The organism is Paenalcaligenes hominis, from assembly GCF_041359055.1.
GTDB classification, from domain to species: Bacteria; Pseudomonadota; Gammaproteobacteria; order Burkholderiales; family Burkholderiaceae_B; genus Paenalcaligenes; species Paenalcaligenes hominis_A.
Map to the genome: position 1 here is coordinate 55,214 of NZ_JBGJKZ010000002.1, position 22,464 is coordinate 77,677.

General features: G+C 42.9%; 18 protein-coding genes. 15 read left to right on the forward strand and 3 right to left on the reverse strand.

All coding sequences use genetic code 11. The annotated features are described in order from the left end of the window. The first annotated feature begins 41 nt into the window (after positions 1-41). The 4 genes from ACBP46_RS04110 to ACBP46_RS04125 all read left to right on the forward strand — a co-directional run bounded on the left by ACBP46_RS04110 (position 42) and on the right by ACBP46_RS04125 (position 6,359). Positions 42-1,295, forward strand: a complete 1,254-nt coding sequence (locus ACBP46_RS04110; protein ID WP_371015474.1) for a GTPase — start codon at positions 42-44, stop codon at positions 1,293-1,295. After that, positions 1,295-2,815 carry a dynamin family protein gene (locus ACBP46_RS04115; RefSeq protein WP_371015475.1) on the forward strand — a complete coding sequence of 507 codons (1,521 nt, stop codon included), beginning with the start codon at positions 1,295-1,297 and terminating at the stop codon, positions 2,813-2,815. The genes ACBP46_RS04110 and ACBP46_RS04115 overlap by 1 nt, the downstream gene beginning before the upstream one ends. A gap of 470 nt (positions 2,816-3,285) precedes the next feature. After that, entirely contained in the window at positions 3,286-4,281 is a 996-nt protein-coding gene (locus ACBP46_RS04120) for a TAXI family TRAP transporter solute-binding subunit (protein WP_371015476.1), read from the forward strand. Between the two features lie 80 nt (positions 4,282-4,361). Continuing rightward, complete coding sequence (locus ACBP46_RS04125) at positions 4,362-6,359, forward strand: TRAP transporter permease (protein ID WP_371015477.1); 1,998 nt, start codon at positions 4,362-4,364, stop codon at positions 6,357-6,359. A gap of 121 nt (positions 6,360-6,480) precedes the next feature. On the opposite strand, the gene ACBP46_RS04130 is transcribed toward ACBP46_RS04125, so the two are convergent. Both ACBP46_RS04130 and ACBP46_RS04135 read right to left on the reverse strand, forming a co-directional pair. After that, entirely contained in the window at positions 6,481-6,951 is a 471-nt protein-coding gene (locus tag ACBP46_RS04130; protein WP_371015478.1) for a c-type cytochrome, read from the reverse strand. Next, a complete protein-coding gene (locus tag ACBP46_RS04135; protein WP_371015479.1) occupies positions 6,951-8,480 on the reverse strand; it encodes a multicopper oxidase family protein in 1,530 nt (509 codons plus the stop codon). Before ACBP46_RS04135 ends, ACBP46_RS04130 begins: the two co-directional genes overlap by 1 nt. A 164-nt stretch (positions 8,481-8,644) precedes the next feature. On the opposite strand from ACBP46_RS04135, the gene ACBP46_RS04140 reads away from it, so the two are divergent. The 8 genes from ACBP46_RS04140 to ACBP46_RS04175 all read left to right on the forward strand — a co-directional run bounded on the left by ACBP46_RS04140 (position 8,645) and on the right by ACBP46_RS04175 (position 17,096). Beyond that, positions 8,645-9,331 (forward strand): heavy metal response regulator transcription factor, encoded by a 687-nt coding sequence (locus ACBP46_RS04140; RefSeq protein WP_371015480.1) that lies wholly within the window; start codon positions 8,645-8,647, stop codon positions 9,329-9,331. Positions 9,332-9,334: 3 nt separating this feature from the next. Then, a complete protein-coding gene (locus ACBP46_RS04145) occupies positions 9,335-10,744 on the forward strand; it encodes a Cu(+)/Ag(+) sensor histidine kinase (protein ID WP_371015481.1) in 1,410 nt (469 codons plus the stop codon). A 141-nt stretch (positions 10,745-10,885) separates the two neighbouring features. Then, entirely contained in the window at positions 10,886-11,638 is a 753-nt protein-coding gene (locus ACBP46_RS04150) for a MauE/DoxX family redox-associated membrane protein (RefSeq protein WP_371015482.1), read from the forward strand. Positions 11,639-12,560: 922 nt separating this feature from the next. Beyond that, positions 12,561-13,727 (forward strand): ABC transporter substrate-binding protein, encoded by a 1,167-nt coding sequence (locus ACBP46_RS04155; protein ID WP_371015483.1) that lies wholly within the window; start codon positions 12,561-12,563, stop codon positions 13,725-13,727. 21 nt (positions 13,728-13,748) lie between these two features. Further along, a complete protein-coding gene (locus ACBP46_RS04160; RefSeq protein ID WP_371015484.1) occupies positions 13,749-14,630 on the forward strand; it encodes a branched-chain amino acid ABC transporter permease in 882 nt (293 codons plus the stop codon). 5 nt (positions 14,631-14,635) lie between these two features. Then, the gene (locus tag ACBP46_RS04165; protein WP_371015485.1) at positions 14,636-15,640 is read left to right on the forward strand and encodes a branched-chain amino acid ABC transporter permease; all 1,005 of its coding nucleotides are present in this window, start codon (positions 14,636-14,638) and stop codon (positions 15,638-15,640) included. Further along, on the forward strand, positions 15,637-16,389 hold the full coding sequence (locus ACBP46_RS04170) for an ABC transporter ATP-binding protein (protein ID WP_371015486.1): 753 nt from the start codon (positions 15,637-15,639) through the stop codon (positions 16,387-16,389). Before ACBP46_RS04165 ends, ACBP46_RS04170 begins: the two co-directional genes overlap by 4 nt. Beyond that, on the forward strand, positions 16,386-17,096 hold the full coding sequence (locus ACBP46_RS04175; RefSeq protein ID WP_371015487.1) for an ABC transporter ATP-binding protein: 711 nt from the start codon (positions 16,386-16,388) through the stop codon (positions 17,094-17,096). The genes ACBP46_RS04170 and ACBP46_RS04175 overlap by 4 nt, the downstream gene beginning before the upstream one ends. Positions 17,097-17,452: 356 nt before the next feature. Here ACBP46_RS04175 and ACBP46_RS04180 read toward each other — a convergent pair whose 3' ends face one another. After that, complete coding sequence (locus ACBP46_RS04180) at positions 17,453-18,370, reverse strand: LysR family transcriptional regulator (protein WP_371015488.1); 918 nt, start codon at positions 18,368-18,370, stop codon at positions 17,453-17,455. Between the two features lie 140 nt (positions 18,371-18,510). On the opposite strand from ACBP46_RS04180, the gene mdlC reads away from it, so the two are divergent. The 3 genes from mdlC to ACBP46_RS04195 are packed head-to-tail and all read left to right on the forward strand — an operon-like array spanning position 18,511 to position 22,427. After that, positions 18,511-20,103: a benzoylformate decarboxylase gene (gene mdlC, locus ACBP46_RS04185; RefSeq protein WP_371015489.1), complete on the forward strand. Its 1,593-nt coding sequence runs from the start codon at positions 18,511-18,513 to the stop codon at positions 20,101-20,103. A 20-nt stretch (positions 20,104-20,123) separates the two neighbouring features. Next, the gene (locus tag ACBP46_RS04190) at positions 20,124-21,245 is read left to right on the forward strand and encodes an alpha-hydroxy-acid oxidizing protein (RefSeq protein ID WP_371015490.1); all 1,122 of its coding nucleotides are present in this window, start codon (positions 20,124-20,126) and stop codon (positions 21,243-21,245) included. A gap of 30 nt (positions 21,246-21,275) precedes the next feature. Continuing rightward, positions 21,276-22,427: a mandelate racemase/muconate lactonizing enzyme family protein gene (locus ACBP46_RS04195; RefSeq protein WP_371015491.1), complete on the forward strand. Its 1,152-nt coding sequence runs from the start codon at positions 21,276-21,278 to the stop codon at positions 22,425-22,427. Positions 22,428-22,464: the final 37 nt, after the last annotated feature.

Genomic DNA, 22,464 nt, shown 5'->3' on the forward strand with positions numbered 1-22,464 from the left:
GGACTGTATCCCTAACCGATATAGTCAAAGGAGAATTAATAATGAGTAGTACAAAACAGTTGGCAGATAAAGAGGTTGTTTTAATGGTGCTGCCACAGTATGAAAATAAAGTAAAACGATTAGAGGTATTACTCCATAATGAAGCACCGGTAGTAACTGTTTTAGGTAAATATAATCACGGCAAAAGCCGCTTACTTAATGAGTTGATTGGTTTGCCTTGCTTTGCTGTTGCAGATAAAAGAGAAACCATTGCATTGCAGCGAGCGGAGCACAATGGAGTGGTATGGTTAGACGCTCCGGGTTTGGATGCTGATGTGGATCAGCAAGATGATCAGTATGCTGAGCGCGCGCTTTGGGTTGAGTCTGATATACGTTTGATGGTGCATGCTGCAAAAGAGGGGGAGCTAGATGCAAGTGAGCTTGATCTGTTCGCCCAGTTAGAGCTGGATTGTGAACAAACCCAGCGTCAGTTCGTTTTTGTATTGACTCAAATTGATCAAGTGGCAGATGAGCAGACTCTCGACCAAATTATGCATCAGCTACGCCAGCAACTAGGAAAAGTGACCATTCATCCGGTATCTGCAGAGCGTTACCGAAAAGGGCTTGATACAGAGATTTCTCTATTTGTAGAAAAAAGCGGTATTCCTGCTTTAACAGAGCATTTGGCCGCAGTGCAAAAAAAGGTAGTTAGTGCACGTCATTTTGAGCAAAAAAGCTACCTAACACAGCTGCAGAAATCATTGTCCCAAAAGCAAAAACATCATCACGGACAACTAGAGCACTATAGTGAAAAAGCGCATGCTGAAGAGATAAATTTCAGCAAGGATTTACGACGGACTCTTGAAAAAATTGCTGAGGATTTGTCGGATATTATGCAAGAGCCAGAGGTGGATCATGCATTAGATACTGATACGATTCAAGACGTTTTCAAGGTGACAGCTGGCAAATTAGAACGATCACGTTTACAAATAGCGTATTCACGGGCCTGTATACTCATTCGCAGTGTGCTGACCCAATATGGTGTAGTGCATTTACCCAAAACAGGGCAAGTGGGTGCTGCTAGCCTAAATACTGTAATGATAGCGGTGTTAGGAATCTCGGTAAAATATCGTGCAGATTTGCGTAGGCTATTCGGTAAAGAGGAAGGGCGAGATCGTTTATATCAAGATTTTAAAGTTCATTTTGACGCATCAGAGAATCGTGTACAGCTCTTTAGCGAAATTGCCCGTCAACATACCATATTAGAGCAGCTAGAGTCAGCATCGAAAGTAGTACAAAGTTGGGAGAGCAACTGATGTCGCAGGCTTATCATAGAGAGCAAAGCTGGATTGAGCACTTACAGGATGTGGATTTTTTAAATCATGACATGACTGAGCAACAAGGCAGCCTAGATTCGTGGTTAAGCGAGCTAGAGAGTGCTCTAACTGCCCATACTGTCTTGTCTTGTGGTTTAACACCGTGTCATCCGCTAGCTCAGGTATTACAAAGCCTTAAACAGCATCTGGCTGTGTATCCACAGCAATGGCACCTAGCAAGACAAGCATTAAAACCAGCATTAGACTTAGCCTATCATTTTGACAACAGCATAGTATTACTCGTTTTTGGAAAATTTAATGCGGGTAAGAGTTCTTTTTGTAATTTAATTGCGGAACGCTTTCTATTTCATAAACAGTCGGTGCGTTATTTTGTCTGGGACAATGGAGAAATCCAATATCACAGCGGTCCTTTCCAAGAAGGAAGCACCGAAACGACTGCTCAAATTCAAGGTGTAATCCTGGCGGATCGCTTAGTATTAGTAGACACACCGGGCTTGCACTCAATGACGGGCGAGAATGCACAATTAACGCAGCAGTTCTTAGAGAGCGCAGATGGAATGTTGTGGTTAAGTAGTTCCACTTCCCCTGGACAAGTGCAAGAGTTAGAAGAGCTTACCCAAGAGTTGAAACGTAATAAAACACTCCTGCCTGTTATTACCCGTAGTGATTATTTGGACGAGGTGGTGGTAGGGCAGACTATTCAGAAAGAGCTAAAAAATAAATCGGATGAAAACCGTGAGTTACAAGAAAAAGATGTGTGGGAACGAGCGCAAAATAAATTACAAACAATACAGCTCGATCCGCAATTGGTAGCTGCTCCTATTTCTATCTCTGTCTATAGTGTACGACAACAAGGAAATACAGATCAGGCGTTAGAGGAAGCAGGAATCTACCGTTTATACGACGCATTGTTAGGCATAATTAAACCTGTAATTACATATAAAAAAAATAAACCTGTAGAGGTTTTTTTTCATTACCTGGAAGAAACCGTCCTTGAGGATGTAAAAGCACTCGTACAGCGGGTAGAGGAAATACTGGCTCAGCTTAGTATCTATCGACAGGAAGCAGAGGGAACGGCTTATCAGATAGCGCAACGAGTTTGGCAACGGACTATGTCTACTGTTCCAACGTTATTAGATAAACACCTATCTCGTGAGCAGGGTGCAAGCTTATTAAAGCAAGCATTAACCCAAATGGTTTTGGACTCTTGGGTAACAGCTCTTGAAACAGATTTTTCACACTATAAGCTAGACTCTAAAGAACTCTTTTCAGAAGACCCTGTAATGATTAGTACGTCAGTCGTTCCGTGGGGAATAGAAAATTACGAAACTATTTATTTAAGTATTGAGACGCAGTTAGAACAGCGCTTAAATGACTTAGCTAAATGTGTGATTGAGCCAATTCAAGATGATTTATTGCTTATACGCCAAAGCTTGGAGAACTTGATTATTTTGCTTCAAGAAAAAACATCACAGCTAGGTGCGCTTAAAGCTACCTAGGCTATAGGGTTATATGTTTAATTACCTTGATTTTTTCTCACCCTATATAGGGAAAGCCTTATGTATTTTGATAAAAAGCTAGTTGAGAGCAATAGCTGTGCTATTAATAATTAATGATCTATAGCTAGGGATTAATCTTTCATTTGACATGGACTCAGCCTCGCATCGGGTTATACTGGCACGCGTATACTTAAAAAGAGTGTATCTCATACCGTAATCACTGTGCTCTAGGTGGAGCGCTCTTATAAACGTTTATGCAGCGATTCATTAGAAATCTTTTCGATTAAATCGGATTGCTGCTAAATCGAGGCATTTTTTAAGAGTGTGATACGTAGCTAGGGTTAATGTGACCTTGACGAGTGAAACAACGCTTACATACACTCAAAGACTATTTTGTTTCACTTAGATAAGTAAATAATAAGAGGCAACGAATGGACTCAACCATTCGTTTAATTAGGAGAGGTTTACTGATGAAAGTAAAAAAATCACTTTTACACTTCACAGCGGCTAGTGTCGTATCCATGTTTGCTGTTTTTAGCTCTGCAGAGGCAGCACGCATCGCTATTGGGCCACCAGCCAGTGAAACCAACTCGGTATCCAAAGTTATTCTAGATGCTTATGGCATCACTGATTACCAAGCTTTTCAGGAGGGTTTTGGTAACGCTGCTGATCTAGTTCAAGACGGCAACATTGACATTTCTTTTGGTATTCTTGGTGTACCTGCAGGCAGTATTGAAAGTTTAAATGCGTCAACAGGTGACGTGGTTATGCTTGGCTTGTCTGACGAGGTTATTGCAAAAGCTGAAGAGTCCAGCGGTTACAAAGGTTACAATATCTCTAAAGACGCATACGGCTTTTTAGATGCAGATGTACCCACTATCGCAGCGTTTGCTGTTATGGTCGCCAATAACGACACCATTGACGAAGAGCTAGGCTATCAGCTTGCCAAGATCATGGTGGAAAACGCCAAGGAAATTACTCACGCCCAAGGCGCACAGCTTACCTTGGAAAATGCACTTAATGGCGCAGAGGGTATTCCTATTCATCCTGGCGCAAAACGTTACTACGAGGAACAGGGTTTAACCGTCGAAGGCCCTGTGGCTGAGCTTAAAGCCAAGGCCGACAAGCGCAAGGCCGAGTTTACTCTGGGTTCAGGTAGCCAAGGCGGTACCTACTATCCATTAGGTGGTGAAATTGCCAATATTTGGAACAAGCACAGCGATGGCAATTTTACAAACGTAGAAACAGGGGCTTCTTTAGAAAACTTAGCCAGCATTGGCCGTGGTCGTATGGACGTTGGCATGACAGTGCATGTTCCTGCTCTAGACTCAGTCAATGGCACAGGTCAGTTTAACGGCCGCAAAGTAGAAAACATGTCCTTTATAGGTCATGTTTATCCCGAAGTGGTTCAAATTGTGACCCGTAAAAGTACTGGTATTAACAGCCTAGCTGATCTTGCCAAGTAATTAAAAAGCAGAAAGGACTTTTAAAGTCCTTTCTGCTTTAATAGATTTTCTCAGTGCTATAACTAAAAAGTGGTGTTTCTATGGTTGACACATATAACAAGTTAACCCCGGCTGAACAAACAGCAAAAGCTGAGCAAGACGCAAAAGCCTTATTACAAAAATACGACCGCGAAAGTAATTTTCGCGAGGAAATTGGTGTCTGGGCCTGGGTAGTAACTTTCTTAGGGATATCACTCACCGTATTCCATGTATATACCGGATACTTTGGCACATTTCCCTCGCAAAAACAGGGGGCAGTGCACTTAGGTACGGCCTTAGGTCTTATTTTTCTTTTGTTTCCCTTAAAAAAGGGACAGCAAGTCTTTCAAAAGACGGTGCCTTGGTATGACGTGCTGTTGGCTTTTTTAGCCATGTATGTCACCTATTATAAAATTATTAACTTTGATTCCCTCATTCAAAGTATCACTTGGGGTTACGATCAATATGATACGTTCCTCTCTGTGATTGGGGTGTTGTTGCTTTTAGAGGCAACACGTAGAACCGTTGGGGCACCTATTGTGATTGTAGCGGCCGCCATGATCGGCTACGCGCTGTATGGTAACTATATTCCTACCGCTACGTTATCGCACCAAGGGTATGACTTTACAGATGTCACTACTCGACTCTGGTACAGAGACAGTGGTGTGTTTGGCACGCCATTACAAATTTCGGCCAAATATATTTATTTATTCTTATTTTTTGGCGTGATTTTGGTTAATACCCGTATAGGGCAGTTTTTTAATGACTTGGCCTTTGGTCTGACAGGGCGGTTTACAGGGGGTACAGCCAAAGCTGCTGTGGTCGCAAGTGCACTCCAAGGCATGGTTTCAGGCAGTTCGGTAGGCAATACCGTTGCTTCAGGCTCCTTTACTATTCCCATGATGAAAAACTCAGGCTTTAAGCCCGAGTTTGCCGCTGGTACCGAAGCTTCGGCTTCTACGGGTGGGCAAATTATGCCACCTATTATGGGGGCGGCCGCCTTTATTATGATGGAGTATTTGGGCGTATCCTATGCTGTTATTATGGCAGCTGCGGTAATCCCTGCTACCCTTTATTTCCTTGGTATTTTTATTGGCACTCACTTTGAGGCCAAGCGCCTTGGTATTTTGGGTTTACCCAAATCAGAACTGCCCGATATAGGGCAGCAAATGAAGCAATACGGTTACATGTTGCTCCCTCTGATCGTTATTATTGGTACGGTCATGGTAGGGTACACGCCACAGCGTGCGGTGATTTATGGTATTGCTGTTGCTTTCCTAGTTAGCTACATTCGTAAAGAAACACGCTTGGGCTTTAAAAAGTTTTTTTATGTGCTCGAGCAAGGGGCGCGAGTCGCCTTACCCGTTATTGCGGCAGTTGCCACTGCTGGCATTATTGCCGGTGTAGTCAGCATGACAGGTTTGGGCGCTAAATTTGCCGCTAGCATTATTGCATTATCAGGTGGGCATTTATTCCTCGCTTTGTTCTTTACCATGATCGCATGTTTGATCTTGGGTATGGGTTTGCCGACCACAGCTAACTATGTAGTAACAGCAACTATTGCAGCGCCAGCATTAATCAACGGTTTTGATTTAACGCCTTTATCTATTCACATGTTTGTCTTTTACTTTGGTATTTTGGCAGACATCACTCCGCCTGTTTGTTTAGCAGCGTACGCAGGCGCGGGTATAGCACAGGCGAATCCATTCAAGAGCGGGGTTACTGCAGTGAAGTTAGCCATTGCGGCCTTTATTGTTCCCTATATTTTTGTATATAGCCCCATCTTGGTTATGGAAAACGTAACGGCTTTGCCGTTAATTGCTACCATTATTACCGCTATTCTTGGCATGGTGGCCGTCAGTAGCTCTATGGTTGGTTTTTATATTCGCTACTCACGGTTTTATGAACGCCTCATTCTTTTTGTGGCGGGCATCATGTTGATTATTCCAAATGTCATAGGCGCGGTAATTGGCATTCCATTAATGGTCTTAGTCTGGTTCTTGCAGAAACAGCGTGCTGATGATAGTGGTTCAGCTGCTAAGGACACGGCAGCGGTTTAATTCAACCAAACCATAGCTAAGCGCAACTTCAGGCCTCTATTTTTTCTCTAGTCATCCTAGACTAAAGACAAAAATAGAGGCCTGATTTTTTATTGCCAGAGCCTAATAAAAGTATGTGTTATCAATGTGGTTTTAGCGTCATTTCTTTCTGTGCTTGCAGGGCTTTAGGGGGCCAGCTGCTTTTAATGTAGGCTAATACAGCCCAAATTTCCTCATCCGATAATATTGAATTATAGGCTGGCATATCACTTTGATAGCCTGCAGGTGCGGTTCTGCCCGGTACCAAACCGTTTTTAATAATATCTATCAACAAGCTATCTGAATGGTGCCACGTATGTCCCGTCACATCGTGGGGTGGAGCCGGCAAGCGGCCATTAGACAGTCTTACTCGCCAGTTAGGTTGGCCTTCTAGGTTAGCTCCATGGCATGAGGCGCAGTTATTGGCATAGATTTTTTTACCCTGCATGACAAGAGTTTGATCAGATGGATCGATAAATGTAGGGGTTGACGCTGGCTTGCTGAAGAACCATAGACCTGAGATAGAAATAAAGCTAATTGCTAATCCTGCTAAAAGGTATTTTTTATTGACCATTATGCAGTGACCTCTAGGTTAGCCATCATACCTAAATCTTCATGTTCTAAAATATGACAGTGCAGCATGCGTACCCCTGGCAGGGATTGTTTGACATGAAAAATGACGGTCTCATAGGGCTTTAGGTTAATGGTGTCACGCCAAGCCTTAAAGGGTTCAGGGCTTATTTTTCCTTTTAGTTCTCGCTGCACAACTTGAAACTGTGTGCCATGTAGATGGAAAGGGTGATCCATATGCGAGTTATTAAAAACTCGCCACTCTTCCACTTCTCCGACTCGGCTACGTAAATCAATGCGTGTCATATCGAAGGTTTTACCATTTATAAAAAACATATTGTGCATCTGTTCCATCGACATGGCATGGTCATGATGATTCATTGGCGCTTCACTGAACTCTACGGTTTTATGCGCTACGGGAGTGTCTAAATTAGCGAAGGGTCGTAAAACATGAGGTAGACGGAGTGGTTCTTTTGATTCTATTGTTAGGTGCGCTAAGGTAAGATTAACGGGCTCTTCCTTTACCATCATTTTTTCACGATCATAATACCGGCTGATAAGAGTGGTGCTGTGATTGCTATTAGCAATTAACAACACTTCAATGCGTTCGGCCGGTGCTAATAAAATTTCATCTACGGGGGGCTGGGCTGTTTCTAATAGCCCTCCATCTGTACCAATCAGCTGCCATTGACAACCAGGAATCGCTAACTGCAAATACCGAGCGCTACAATTATTCCAAATACGTAATCGGGTATGTGTAGTAAGGCTTATACGTGGTTCCCGTTGCCCATTAACCAGCACAAACTGTCCTTCTCTGCCGTTCATCCAATCAAGCATCGTGTTTTCTGGGACTTGGGCTTGGTGATCCAAGCGCAAATCAGTGATCATCCAGTGCTGCTCTGGCAAGTGCGCTAAGGGATCATCAGCCGCACGCACCACCAGCGTACCAGCTAAGCCTTTAGCGACTTGGGTAGAAGTGCGCCCATGTGGATGAGGATGATACCAATAGGTTCCTGCGCTACCTTTAGGAAGAGTAAAAAGGTAACGTCGCTCTTCACCTGACGGAACACTATCTTGGGGGTTGCCGTCTTGGTCGGCAGGCACAGGTAAACCATGCCAATGTATTGTAGAGGCTTCGGGTAATTGATTTTTAAATAGGATTTCTACGGTATCGCCTTCGTTAACCGTTATTTGTGGTCCGGGTAGTTGGCCGTTATACAGCCAAAACTCGGTTGGTTGACGTCCAGCTATTGTGAGTTGGGTGGGTTTAGCTACAAGCGTGGCTTGAAAACGGTGCGGTTTTTTACTTGTGTTTTTTAATTGAGGTAATGCAGTAAGAGGCTGCTTTGAGGGCATTTGATCTAGTGCTAATAAAATGGATTGAGCATGGTTGGGCATCATAGTATGCTCACCCCCGTTGCCAAGCCCCATTTTATTGGTAGGTGAATCATGGTGCATATGAGCACGAGCTAAAGGATGGCCCATGATTAAACCTAGAGCGCTAAATTTTAAGAGGTTTCTACGATTAGACATTGTTATTACCAAGTAGTGACGCGTTATTGAGCGAGAGTGTACTGAAATAAGTATGTCGAAGAGGTGACGCAATAATGACAAATTTGTAATCCATTTTTTTCTTTGAAAAGTATGGATAATTGGCAGGAAGCAAAACGGATGCATTCCAGATAGAGGAAGAGGAAATGAAAATACTGGTTGTTGAGGATGAGATTAAAACAGGGGACTATATACGCCAAGGGCTAGAGGAGTCAGGGTTTAGGGTGGACTTAGCTCGTACAGGGCTGGATGGACAGCATTTGGCACTGACTGGCTCATATGATTTGATTGTTTTAGATGTCATGCTGCCGGATGTCAGTGGTTGGCGTATTGTTGAATCCTTGCGTGATGTAAAAGCTTCCATTCCTGTTTTGTTTCTTACCGCAAGAGACAGTGTAGAAGACCGGGTTAAAGGCCTAGAGTTAGGGGCGGATGATTATTTGGTTAAGCCGTTTGCTTTTTCTGAGTTTGTTGCACGGGTACGGACGTTGCTACGACGTGGTGCATTACCTTCGTTAGATGCTCAGCTTCAGATAGCCAACTTAGTGCTCGATATTCCCCGACGCCAAGTTTTACGTAATGGTCACCGTATTAATTTGACGAACAAGGAGTTTGCGCTATTAGAGTTGCTTATGAGGCGGCAGGGCGAAGTTCTGCCTCGATCTCTGATTGCCTCACAAATATGGGATATGAATTTTGATGGTGACAGCAATGTGATTGATGTGGCAATTCGGCGCTTACGTGTGAAGATTGATGATGATTATGAACCAAAGCTAATTCAAACCATACGAGGGATGGGATATATGTTAGATCTGCCCTACACCATAGAATAAATCATGAAAGTCTTAGGTCCTGTTTCTCTGGCTACTCGCTTGACTGCGTCGATCGGAATAATCATCACAGTTTTATTATTGTTATTTGGTTGGATGGCCCAGCGCTCAATTAACGAGCACTTTATTGAACAAGATGTTGATGAATTAAACGCAGTTGTTCAAGCGTTAACACATGCTATAAGCATGATGCCCGTAAATGAAAATCGTGAAGCCATGGCGGTTCGTTTTGCTGAGGCTGTTTCAGGGCACCATAATGTGCAATACAGTGTGTGGTTAGCTGACAATACCCCCATTTTTTCTACTTTTGTGCCGGCTTTACAAAAAGAGGTAAGTTTGGCTCAGCCTCTTGAGCAGATCGCTGTTAATACTGTTTATGTATGGCAAACCCAAACAGAGACATTTAGAGGGGGAGTCTTAAAAATCAACGCAGGTAAAAATACGCTTACTGATTTTTTTATAGTGATGGTCGCCACACAAATTGATTTTCATTTGCACTATTTGACTAGTTTTCGTAAGCAACTTGGCGCTATTACTATTGTTGGATTGGTTTTGGCTATTTTGGCTACCCGCATTGCCGTTTATCAAGGGCATGCGCCAATACGAAGAGTTAGCTATCAGTTAAGAAAAATCCGATCTGATCAACTTCATATCCGCTTAGATCTTAATACTGTACCAACGGAGTTGATTGGTTTGGCTATGTCTTTTAATGAAATGTTAGATGGAATTGAGGCAGGGTTTCAGCGTTTATCTCATTTTTCAGCGGATCTTGCACATGAAATACGCACGCCCATTACGAATATGAAAATCCAGACTGAAGTCGGATTATCTCGAGCTAGAAACATCGAGGCCTATAGAGAGATTCTGTACTCTAATCTTGAAGAATATGAACGCATGGCAAAAATGGTAAACGACATGCTGTTTTTAGCGCAAGCAGATAATAATCTTTTAAATCTAGAGCCTGTGGCATTGGATGTAAGAGCAGAAATTAGTGCATTATTTGAATACTTTGAAGCCTTTGCCGAAGAGCAAGATGTACGTCTTATGCTAGTTGGAGAGTCTATTCAGATAATAGGGGATCGCCTAATGTTCAGGCGTGCACTAAGCAATTTATTGTCTAACGCCATACGTTACACGCCTGCGGGTAAAACTGTTTCCGTACATTTAACGCAAGCGATCGAGACACTACAGATTAGTGTAAAAAACCCTGGGTTTACGATTCCTGAAGAGCATCTATCACATATTTTTGAACGCTTTTATCGCATGGACGCGTCGCGACAACGCTGCAGTGAGGGGGCTGGGCTGGGCTTAGCCATTACAAAGTCAATTATAGAAGCACACCACGGAAAGTTGACAGTGAGCTCTTCTAATCATGAGACGGTGTTTACGATTTCCTTTCCTATAAAAAAGGCTTAAATAGTGCACTAGGGGCTTTGTTATGTAGCATTTAGGTTTTTAAATCAATGGCTTGTCGTGTAGGCTTGGAAGTAAGTCTAGTGATTAAACGCAGATCAGAGCAAACCAACCTAATCCAACAACTAAACGGAAGGGGGTCAAATGTCCACACAGCCTGCTAAAAAAACCGCTACTCTTTATCGAATGGTGATGCCAAAACATATTTGCCCTTTTGGCCTTAAATCTAAAGATATATTAGAGCGCCATGGTTTTGAAATAGATGATCGCTGGTTAACTACGCGTGAGCAAACCGACCAGTTCATGGCAAAACACCACGTTAAAACCACTCCGCAAACATTCATAGACGGCAAACGTATTGGTGGCTTTGATGAGTTGGCGGTGTATTTCCACGAAAAAAAGCCTAAAGCATTACGTAGCGACACCTCTTATCAACCAGTGATTGCCATTTTCAGTATGGCATTATTTATGGCCGTCGCTTTAACTTGGTATAACTGGCAAACGTTATTTGTTCTACAGACTTTTGAGTGGTTTATTGCCCTTGCTATGTGCTTGCTTGCACTACAAAAACTCCAAGACATCGAGCAGTTTTCTACCATGTTTCTTAACTATGATGTATTAGCTCAAAAATGGGTGCGCTACAGCAAACTTTACCCCTTTGGCGAAGCGTTCGCGGGGGTGTGCATGATAGCCGGGGTTTTTATGGTGGTTGCAGTGCCAGTTGCTTTGTTTATAGGCACAGTGGGGGCTATTTCTGTAGTAAAAGCGGTCTACATTGAAAAGCGTGAATTGAAATGCGCTTGTGTTGGCGGCAACAGTAAAGTGCCTCTAGGTTTTGTCTCTTTGACCGAAAATCTCATGATGATAGGGATGGCGGTGTGGATGGCATTTAAATAGCGGTGAGTTACAGCACGCGTCGGCTTTGTTCTAAGTGATTAGGCTGCTTTCCAGTAAGCGGACTGCTTTTGGGGCTCAGACACTAGCGACGCCAATAAGCTTGTCGAGCCTGACTTGGTGGGGGTAAGTTGGATTAAATAACGACTCTACTGTAAACCGTGCTTGAGTCTATATGAACGTTTTCTTTCCAAGTGTTTGGCTTTAATAAGAATAAAAAATATTTTAATACTATCTTATAGCGCTCTTGTCACTTTGAAGGGCAAGGACTTCTACTACAGTTAGATTGGAGCCTGAACCACTCTGTTGAATTATTACTTGAGTGGGCACTCTAGCTGCCTCTTTTCTCCAGAGTTCAAGCATGTGTTATAGCTAGCGGGTTACAGCTTTCATTAACTATACATTCGCTGCATAGCTCTCTGTCTACTACTCTAATTGATGATGTGATTGGCAATTTTTTTCGCAATGTAGCCACAGGAATCACGAGTTGTACGAGTGGTTAAGGTTTTAATTTTTTTTACAGAGTTACTGTGCTCAAACAGAAGGAGTATTCAGATCTGTTTTGACCGTTTATGAAAATGTAGATTAATTATTGTATAAGCTCATCGATATAAAAAATTGATAATTAAATAAAAATATTTAAAGAGTCATCCAAATATTAAATAGGAATGGCTTTTTAAAGAAAATAGATGCAATAAGCTCCTAAGGCTCGCTTTATGACGCTAGCTTTTCTAAGAATATTTGCCTGCTAGGGTTTATACCTAATTGATAATAAAGATAAAAAAATACTCCTGTTTTATAGGGTTCTCTTAGCTACCATGCCTAAATTGTATAGTTTTAGAGTTAAATGGTCTTAGACGAAACGGCATGAGTAATATAAAAATCAACCTAGAATGCAAAAAAGTACACCTTAGTTACAAAGATTATGGAGACAAATATGAAAATCAAAACGGCTTTGCTTGTAACTGCGCTGACATTGGGAGTGAGTCATTCTGCATTGGCTGTGGTTAAGGTTGGTTTTATGCTGCCTTATAGCGGAACTTATACGGCTCTAGGTCAAGCGATTGAGAATGGTTTTAAGATGTATGTGGATGAGCAGGGGGGAAGTCTAGGTGGTGAAAAGATCGAGTTTTATCGTGTGGATGATGAGTCTAACCCTGCTAAAGCGTCTGATAACGCAAACCGCCTGATTAAACGGGATCAAGTAGATGTATTAGTTGGTACAGTCCACTCTGGTGTTGCTATGGCATTAGCAAAAGCTGCTCAAGATACAGATACTACACTGATTATTCCTAATGCTGGCGCAGATATGTTAACTGGGGCTTTGTGTGCGCCTAATGTGTTCCGTACTTCTTTTACGAATTGGCAACCAGCCTACGCCATGGGGCATGTGGCACGCGAAAAGGGCTATGAAAATGTAGTTAGCGTGACATGGAATTATGCCGCAGGTAAAGAGGCTATTAATGGTTTTAAACAAGGCTTTGAGGAAGAGGGCGGTAAAGTAGTAAAAGAGCTTTTGTTGCCTTTTCCTGATGTGGAGTTTCAATCTATCTTAACTGAAATAGCCGCTTTGAAGCCCGATGCCGTCTTTACTTTTTTTGCTGGTGGCGGAGCTGTGAAATTTGTTCAAGATTATGCTAGTTCAGGTTTAGGAAAAGAGGTTCCTTTACTTGGTAGTGGCTTTCTAACTGATGGAACACTAGAGGCTCAAGGTGAGTCCGCACAAGGATTATTAACCACGTTGCATTATGCGGATGGTTTAAATACAGAAAAAGACAAAGCTTTCCGAGAGTCATACTCAGAACGTCATCCGAATATGGTGCCCGATGTCTATGCTGTACAGGGCTATGATGCGGCACAGTTATTAGATGCTGGCTTAGCTGCTGTTAACGGAGATAAAAGTAATAAAAAAGAGCTACGTAACGCAATGCGTAATGCCACGATCGATAGTCCCAGAGGGACATTTACTTTATCTGCAGCAGGAAACCCTATTCAGGATGTCTATTTACGTGAGGTTCAGGGTAAAGAGAATATTATGGTTTCTATAGCCAGAGAGAAGTTAGAGGACCCAGCTTTAGGTTGTCGTTTGTAATTTAACGAAAAGAGGGATTTTGTGGAAATAAAAATTTTCCTCATACAAAGCTTAAATGCTGTCCAATACGGCTTGCTACTTTTTCTAGTAGCAAGCGGTTTAACACTGATATTTGGCATTATGAATATCATTAATTTGGCACATGGTAGCTTTTATATGATTGGGGCCTATATGGCCTTTGCTTTGCAGCCAGTAGTTAATAATTACCTAGGTGGAGGATTGTTTACTGTCCTATTGCTATGCACTTTATTAGCGGTGTTAATTGGTTATTTATTAGAGTGGGCTTTCTTTAGTTACTTATACCATCGAGATCACTTACAACAAGTATTAATGACTTATGGCTTAATTCTGGTTTTTGAAGAGCTTAGAAGTTTACTCGTCGGTAATGATGTGCATGGAGTCACCGTTCCAGCTTGGTTGAGCGGCACTGTCTCTTTAGGAGGGGTAATGACTTATCCCGTTTATAGGCTATTTATTTCTGCAGTTTGTCTTTTACTTGCAGGGGGTCTGTATTGGGTTTTAGTGCGGACTCGACTAGGGATGAAAATCCGAGCAGGTGCTTCAAATCGTGAAATGATAGGTGCTTTAGGGATTGATATTAATCGGCTGTTCAGGATTGTATTTGCTATGGGGGTTGCGTTAGCTGCATTTGCAGGTGCTGTGGCTGCTCCAGTAACTTCTGTGTATCCAGGGATGGGACACTCTATTCTTATTATTTGCTTTGTGGTTGTAGTGATTGGTGGGATTGGCTCGATTAAAGGGGCTTTTATTGCTGCAATGCTAGTTGGATTTGTCAGTACATTTGGACTGGTGTTTTTCCCAACTGCTTCAGGCATGTTGGTGTATGTATTGATGGCCATAGTTTTACTATTAAAGCCAGACGGTTTGTTTAAACAAGGGTAATAGGTATGGAAAGCAATACGAGCAAAAATTATATCTTTTCAGCTTTGGTCATTGGGTGCGCCTTTTTATTCCCCTTATATGCAAATAGTTACTACACAGGTTTGGCTTTAGAAATCATTATCTATGCAATATTTGCGTTAGGGCTACAGCTTTTAGTAGGTGGAGCAGGTTTGGTGAGCCTTGGACATGCCGCATTCTTTGGTTTAGCTGCTTATACAACAGTATTAGTTGCACCTGAAATGGGTCCAGCTAACCTATTTGTGGTGTTGTTTGCTTCAGTGGTAGTGACTGGAATTTTTGCTTTGGTAACAGGAGCTTTAGTGCTTCGAACCACGGGGATTTATTTTATTATGGTCACGTTGGCTTTTGCGCAAATGGCCTACTTTATATTTCATGATACTAATTTAGGTGGGGGCAGTGACGGAGCGTATCTATATTTTAGGCCAGAAGCAAGACTAGGAGACACAGTTCTTTTCAGTATTGGCAATAATCTGCATTTTTTCTATTTTTCTTTAATTTGCTTGATCATTGTCTGGTTTTCACTTTATTTAGTAATGCGATCACGGTTTGGCGCGGCTTTAACAGGTATCCGTCTTAACGAACAACGCATGAGATCTGCAGGCTTTCCCACTTACGCGTATAAGCTCGTCGCGTATGTCATGTCCGGAGTTATTGCTAGTTTAAGTGGACTGTTATACGTGGTTAAAGATGGTTATGTTAACCCTGAGATTTTGTCTTGGGAGCAATCAGGGTTAGTTTTATTAATGGTGATTCTGGGGGGGCAGTTTAGATTATGGGGGGCAATAGTAGGTGCTGCTGCGTTAATTTTGCTTCAGGAGCTATTTCAATCCCACGAGATTTTCGGGAACTTCGCATCACATTGGAACTTGAGTTATGGCCTAGCGATTATGGCGCTAGTGGCTTTTTTACCAGAGGGTATTGCTGGGATAAAAGTACGCTTCACAAAAAACAAAATAACTAGATTGTCAGAGGCACAGGATTCTATATGACTAAACAAGTTCTATTATCGACTAAAAATATTAAGCGTAATTTTGGTGGCTTACAAGCTATTAAAGGTGTTTCCCTAGATCTATGTAAGGGTAGAATCCATGCAGTGATTGGTACGAATGGTGCAGGGAAGTCCACTCTAATTAATATTATCTCTGGTGAAATTCCGCCCAGTGAGGGGGCTATTGAGCTTAACGGTCAAGACGTGACTAGCTGGACGCAGCCTAAGCGGGCTCAAGCCGGATTAGGGCGGAGCTATCAGCGAACCACTATTTTTTCGCCTTTAACTGTACATGAAAATTGCAGGCTGGCAGCTCAGGCTACACGTCAAAATGTATGGAGTTGGCTACCAGCGAAAAGGTGTAAATATAGTGTGGAGTTAGCTGATGAGTCTTTAGAGCTTGTGGGTATGTTAGACGATAGAAATTTAATCGCGGGAGAGCTTTCTCATGGGCGAAAACGTCAATTAGAAATAGCAATGAGCTTAGCAACCAAACCTTCCGTGCTGTTATTAGATGAGCCTTTGGCTGGTATGGGGGCAGAGGAAACAGAAAGGCTTTTGTGTTTATTAAATGATTTACGTTCATCAAGAGCCATGATGTTGGTTGAGCATGATATGGATGCCATTTTTAGAATAGCTGACGAAATTACTGTGATGGTGAACGGCGAAGTCATAGCCTATGGTAATCCCGAGGCTATTCGTAATAATGCTGAGGTTCAACGGGTTTATCTTGGGGAGGATGAAGAGTGAGTGCATTATTGCGAGCAGAGGACATTCATACGCATTATGGTGAAAGTCATATTTTACATGGTGTGAATATTGAAATTAGATCGGGTGAGGCAGTAGGGCTATTAGGACGGAATGGAATGGGGAAGTCCACCTTAATTCGTACTATGCTTGGTCATGTCAAAGCGACGAGTGGGAAAGTGTATGTGCGAGGCCAAGATAAAACAGGTGTAGAGCCCTTTAAAATTGCACGACTAGGTGTGGCATATGTACCGGAAGGCAGGGGAGTTTTTCCCAACCTGACGGTACAGGAGAATTTAATGGTTGCTGCTCGTCCTGGGTATAGCCAACAAATGGATTGGGATTATGAGCGCGTAATAGAGACGTTTCCGCGTTTAGCTGAACGGCTTAGTCATGGGGGGCAGCAGCTTTCAGGGGGGGAGCAGCAAATGCTTGCAATAGGCAGGGCTTTAATGACGAACCCAGATGTGCTGATTTTAGACGAGGCGACTGAGGGGCTAGCACCTATTATTGTGGCGGAGATCTGGAAAGTAATTGCTACTGTAAGCGCTACTGGAATGGCAATTTTAATTGTAGACAGGAATTATAAAAAAGTATTGGCACATACTAACCGTAGCGTAGTCTTAGAAAAGGGCTTAGTTGTTGAGGCTAATGATAGCGCTACATTGCTAGCGAATCCAGAATTGCTTACGCGCTATTTGGGTGTTTGAGCAAGGTTCGTCTTCTTAATTTGATCTGCTAGATTAATTAAGAGGACGAGCAAATTATTCCGAAAGATAAAGATAGTAACTTTATATGCAAGACTCTACTGAGCATGTCTTATATCTCGTCTTTTTGGGGCTAGAGCTTTTTCATTGGTAATCCGTAGCGCTACTGAGACCATGCTCGCGACAAATAATGATTGCCCTATATGCTCTCCGCGTCCTTAGGCATTAAAACCATTATGTATGGTTTAGCTCTGGTCGTGCCCACGCGCTATCTGAGGGACTGACAGCAATTTTATCGAGTAACGAGTTCGACCCTTTGCATTGAGCCGAAGAGGGTTACGATTTCTTTATTGCGACCCCTATGAGTCGTAGTCAAGGTCATTAATTAGTGTGCGGTAAATGGTGTGACAGAACCAGGTTTGAGCACTAAGTTCCTCTAACTGATTTTTCCAAAAAATGCCGACTTCGAAAGTAGGGATATCTATTGGTAAAGCAAGCACACGTAAGTTGTCGTGTTGCTTTGCATAGAGTTGGGCGACTCGGGTAGGCAAGCAAGCAATCAAATCACTGTCTGCAATAAGATTAGGCAATACCGCATAGTGTGGAACTTTGAGCGAGATTTTAGATTCGGATTGAATTTTATTAAGAATGTGGCTGATGTGTAAGTGGCCTGTGCTTTGAGAGATCTCTACGTGCTGCTCTTGGGCAAACTGCTCAAAACTAAGGTGTTCTTTTATGCGTGGGTGATGAGCGCTGATTAAGCAGGAGTAGTTTTCGTCCATGATTTTTTTAGACTGGAGTCGTTTTTTGAGAAAACCAAGATTGCCGACAGCAGCATCAATCCGCTCGCGTTGAAACCAGCTTTCTATTTCCTCCACTTCACTTGAAATTACCTCCAGACGAATTAAGGGGGCCTCTTTTTTGAGCGCTCTCATGATCTTAGGTAGAAAATAGACTGTGCCTAAGTCAGACAGAGCGAGCTTGAAGGTGCGGTTAGATTTGGTCGGGTCGAATTTTTTTGTAAAAGCTAAGGCATCTTCAATTTCATTAATCGATTTAAAAAAAATGGGATAGAGCTGATCTGCCACTAGGGTGGGGACCATACCTTCTCGAGTGCGCGTGAATAAAGGGTCATTCATCTGCTTTCGTAAACGAGCGAGCGCATAGCTAATTGAAGGCTGCGTTAAGTGTAGACGGCGTCCTGCTTCGCTGACGCTACCTCCTTCATAAATTGAAAGGAAAACTTTAATTAAATTTAGATCCGTTTTAGATGTCATGGCGAGAAGAAGAACTGTAGATGAGATGACTTCATAATATAGATGATATCTATATTAAAAACAAAAAAATATCGATTGGATTAATAAGACGGGGGGTGTTAATTTAAATGGAAGATAAATAATTATGGAGATAAGCAATCATGTCAGCAGCAATGCCTACCGTTCGAGAAATGGTCTATGAGTTACTGCGTGAGCAGGGCATAAACAAGATTTTTGGTAATCCTGGATCAAATGAAATCAATTTTTTAAAGGATTTTCCTGAGGATTTTGAATATATCTTGTGCTTGCATGAGGGGGTTGCGGTAGGGATGGCTGATGGTTATGCCCAAGCGTCGGGTAAAGCTTCTTTTGTGAACCTACACTCTGCATCAGGTACGGGTAATGCGATGGGAGCATTAACGAATTCGTACAATGCGCATAGTCCCGTCGTGGTTACGGCAGGACAACAAGCGCGCAGCTTGGTTTATACCGATCCTTTGTTAAAAAACACGGCAGCAAACTTATTGCCCATGCCTTTGGTTAAGGTGAGCTATGAGCCATTAAGCCCAGAGGAAGTGCCACATGTGGTAAGCCGTGCAATGCATGCCGCTATGGCTCCTGCGCGGGGACCTGTATATGTCTCTATTCCATACGATGACTGGGATAAGCCGGTGACCCGCGATTCTTTGCCTCTGCCTCACCGCTTGGTACAGCATTGTGGTGAGGCAAGTGCCGAGGTGGTAGAGCGTTTGGTGTCACAATTACAGCAAGCTAAAAACCCTGTTTTAATATTTGGTCCTGAGGTGGATCAGCAACGAGCGAATGCAATTGGGGCGCAATTAGCGGAGAAGGTACAAGCACCGGCTTGGGTGGCTCCCTCTGCTCCTCGTTGTCCCTTTCCTACTACGCATCCTTGCTTTGCGGGCATTTTGCCAGCAGGTATTGCCAGCCTTAGTCAAAAGCTAGAAGGGCATGATTTAGTATTGGTCTTTGGTGCCCCTGTATTTCGGTATCATCAAAATGACCCAGGAGCACATCTACCCAAAGACTGTGAGTTGATTCTTGTTACAGGTGATTATCAAGAGGCAGCACGAGCCCCAGTGGGTAATGCTATCGTAGCCAATGTTGGGTCGGTGCTAAAAGATTTAGTGCGCGTCTTGCCAGAAAAAAGTAGAGAAAAAGTGAATTACAATCCGGTGATTCAACGCCATACGGTGGATGATACAGCGCTTTGTAGCGAGTCAGTTTTTGATATTGTTGAGGCGCTTAAACAGGAGAATACTGTTTATTTAAATGAGGCGACGTCAACGATAGCTACTCTATGGGAACGGGGGGGAATGACGGAGCCTGGCAGTTATTATTTTGCGGCCTCTGGGGGACTTGGTTTTGCGATGCCTGCCGCATTAGGAGTGAAGTTGGCACAGCCAAATCGTCCTGTCGTGGCTTTTGTGGGTGATGGCTCAGCTCACTACAACATTACAGCACTTTGGACGGCGACTCATTACAACATTCCTGTTGTTTTTATCATTATTAATAATAAAGGCTATAAAGCCTTACAGCAGTTTGTTGAGTCTTTTAAGGTAAATGAAATCCCGGGTTTAAAAGTGGACGGGGTGGACTTTGTAAGTCTAGCTAAAGGTTATGCAGTTGAGGCATGCCAAGTTAAGACAAAGCGAGAGTTCAAAGAGGCCTTTGAAAAAGCATTACAGCATAATGGACCTTTTCTCATCGATGCCCAAGTTGAGGCGATTTAGTTCATAACGAGGGGCAGAGGATGACAAAGATCTATGAACTCAGGGATCAAGCTAAAAAACGTTTACCGCGAATGGTATTTGATTATTTAGAAGGCGGGGCTGAGGATGAGATTACATTAGGGCGTAATAAAACGGATTATGATCGCTGCCAGTTGATGCCACAACGACTGACAGATTTATCGTCTGTTCAGACTACCACTACATTATTTAACCGTTTGATCTCTTTTCCTTGTTTGGTAGCCCCGACGGGGCTAAACGGTTTGTTTTGGCCTAACGGTGATATTGCGCTAGCCCGTGCTGCAGAAAAAACAGAGGTCCCTTTTGTGCTTTCTACGGCTTCGACTAATTCGATTGAGGAAGTGGCAGCTCAAGCAGGGGGGCAGCTGTGGTTTCAGTTATATGTTATCGAACGCAGCTTAGCTAAAAGTTTGGTACAGAGGGCTTTGGCTGCTGATTACGAATGTCTGGTGTTGACAACGGATGTGGTCGTCAATGGTAAACGTGAACGTGATATCCGTAATGGATTTGGCTTGCCTTTTCGCTATACCTTGAAAACCCTTTTGGATGGGATGAGGCATCCGCGTTGGAGCTACGATTTTCTAAAGCACGGTGCACCGGGTTTGGGAAACATGAGCTCATCAGAAGCACATACTCCACAGGCTAAAGCAGCACTTTTACAGCGCTCTATGGAGTCTTCGTTTAACTGGGAAGATTTAAAAAAATTAAGAGAGCTTTGGCCTAAAAAGTTGGTTGTGAAAGGGGTGTTGAGTGCTGATGACATTAGAAAGTGTGTGGAGTGTGGTGTGGATGCGGTGATTTTATCCAACCATGGTGGCCGTCAACTGGATACCGCTATTTCCGCCTTTGAGGCATTACAACTACTGTCTTTTCCTCAGTCTATACCTATTTTAATGGATGGTGGGATACATCGAGGTAGGGATATCGCTAAAGCTGTTGCTTTAGGGGCGACGTCTGTGTTGAGTGGGAGAGCTGTTTTGTATGGTTTAGCGTCTCATGGTGAGGATGGGGCAATTGAGGCCTTACGGATTTTAAAAGATGAGTTTTGTAACAGTATGACACAGCTAGGGTGTGACTCAGTTAAGCAACTGGGCGCACAGCATGTGTATACAAGAGAAGTTTAATAAGTAGTACATATATTAATGGAGACAAACATGAAAATCGTTGATGTAAAAGCAACTGCAGTAAATATCCCCGCTACGTTTGATTTTTGTAATACACAACGTAAGGCTTCCTTAGGGGTGTGTATTGTGGAGATTACAACGGATGAGGGTCATGTCGGTGTGGGTATGACAGCCATTACGGAAGAGGAGGTCATTGCTTACTCTATCAATCAGATTATGGCCCCAGCTCTTATTGGAAAAGATCCTCTTTGCAACGATAAGATCTGGAATCAAATGTACTGGTTGATGACACCTAGGGGGCAGTCAGGCTATGCGCTGCATGCGATTGCTGCGGTGGACTTAGCGTTGTGGGATATTAAAGGGCAGGCGCTATCACAGCCTGTATGGAAGCTCTTGGGTGGGGCTCGATCCAGTGTGTTGACGTATGCGACGGTTGGTTTTGACTTTTTTGATCGAGAGCAATTGGTTGCAGTCGCTAAGGATTGGGAAAATCAAGGGTTTAGTAAATTTAAGATGGTGGTGGGACATGGTGGTCTAAAAAGAAAAGATGAGCCTAGACCATTATTAGAGTTATTACGCGAAGATGTGATGCGAGTGAAAATGTTACGGGAGGCGATTGGTGAACAGGCAGAGCTGTTTATTGACGCAAACTGTAATTTAGATCTTTATCATGCTGCTTGGCTCGCTAAACGCATTGAAGAATATGATATTTCATTTTTTGAAGAGCCTATCAAAGGTAATGATCCTCATGCATTAAGTGACTTGCGACGTCAAACTAGCATCCCGTTAGCTGGAGGGCAAAACGAGGGGCAAGCCAGTAAGTTTAAAGATCTTTTATTAAATCGTTCGTTGGATGTATTACAGCCTAACGTTGCCATTACAGGCGGTTATACACAGTGCCAGAAAATTGCAGGCATGGCTGAGGCGTTTGGTATTGGGATCGATAACGGAGGAGCGTGGCCTTTCCATAATATGCATTTACATGCCGGTTTAAGCAATGGAGGCATGGTTGAGTACCATATTTTCGCGGTGCAATGTTTAAAACAGATTTTTAATGACTTGCCAACTCCTAAAGACGGTTGGATTGAGATGCCCACTGCACCAGGCTTAGGATTTAGCTTAAATAAAGAGGCGTTAAAAGAACTAGCTAAACAACCCACCTCTCGTGGTCTAGGCAAATAAAGAATTAAACAGTAATAAATAAAATTCAGGAGACAAA

Coding starts and splice junctions, on each gene's coding strand:
- ACBP46_RS04110 (WP_371015474.1), top strand. CDS start 42: ATGAGTAGTACAAAACAGTTGGCAGATAAAGAGGTTGTTTTAATGGTG.
- ACBP46_RS04115 (WP_371015475.1), top strand. CDS start 1,295: ATGTCGCAGGCTTATCATAGAGAGCAAAGCTGGATTGAGCACTTACAG.
- ACBP46_RS04120 (WP_371015476.1), top strand. CDS start 3,286: ATGAAAGTAAAAAAATCACTTTTACACTTCACAGCGGCTAGTGTCGTA.
- ACBP46_RS04125 (WP_371015477.1), top strand. CDS start 4,362: ATGGTTGACACATATAACAAGTTAACCCCGGCTGAACAAACAGCAAAA.
- ACBP46_RS04130 (WP_371015478.1), bottom strand. CDS start 6,951: ATGGTCAATAAAAAATACCTTTTAGCAGGATTAGCAATTAGCTTTATT.
- ACBP46_RS04135 (WP_371015479.1), bottom strand. CDS start 8,480: ATGTCTAATCGTAGAAACCTCTTAAAATTTAGCGCTCTAGGTTTAATC.
- ACBP46_RS04140 (WP_371015480.1), top strand. CDS start 8,645: ATGAAAATACTGGTTGTTGAGGATGAGATTAAAACAGGGGACTATATA.
- ACBP46_RS04145 (WP_371015481.1), top strand. CDS start 9,335: ATGAAAGTCTTAGGTCCTGTTTCTCTGGCTACTCGCTTGACTGCGTCG.
- ACBP46_RS04150 (WP_371015482.1), top strand. CDS start 10,886: ATGTCCACACAGCCTGCTAAAAAAACCGCTACTCTTTATCGAATGGTG.
- ACBP46_RS04155 (WP_371015483.1), top strand. CDS start 12,561: ATGGAGACAAATATGAAAATCAAAACGGCTTTGCTTGTAACTGCGCTG.
- ACBP46_RS04165 (WP_371015485.1), top strand. CDS start 14,636: ATGGAAAGCAATACGAGCAAAAATTATATCTTTTCAGCTTTGGTCATT.
- ACBP46_RS04170 (WP_371015486.1), top strand. CDS start 15,637: ATGACTAAACAAGTTCTATTATCGACTAAAAATATTAAGCGTAATTTT.
- ACBP46_RS04180 (WP_371015488.1), bottom strand. CDS start 18,370: ATGACATCTAAAACGGATCTAAATTTAATTAAAGTTTTCCTTTCAATT.
- mdlC (WP_371015489.1), top strand. CDS start 18,511: ATGTCAGCAGCAATGCCTACCGTTCGAGAAATGGTCTATGAGTTACTG.
- ACBP46_RS04190 (WP_371015490.1), top strand. CDS start 20,124: ATGACAAAGATCTATGAACTCAGGGATCAAGCTAAAAAACGTTTACCG.
- ACBP46_RS04195 (WP_371015491.1), top strand. CDS start 21,276: ATGAAAATCGTTGATGTAAAAGCAACTGCAGTAAATATCCCCGCTACG.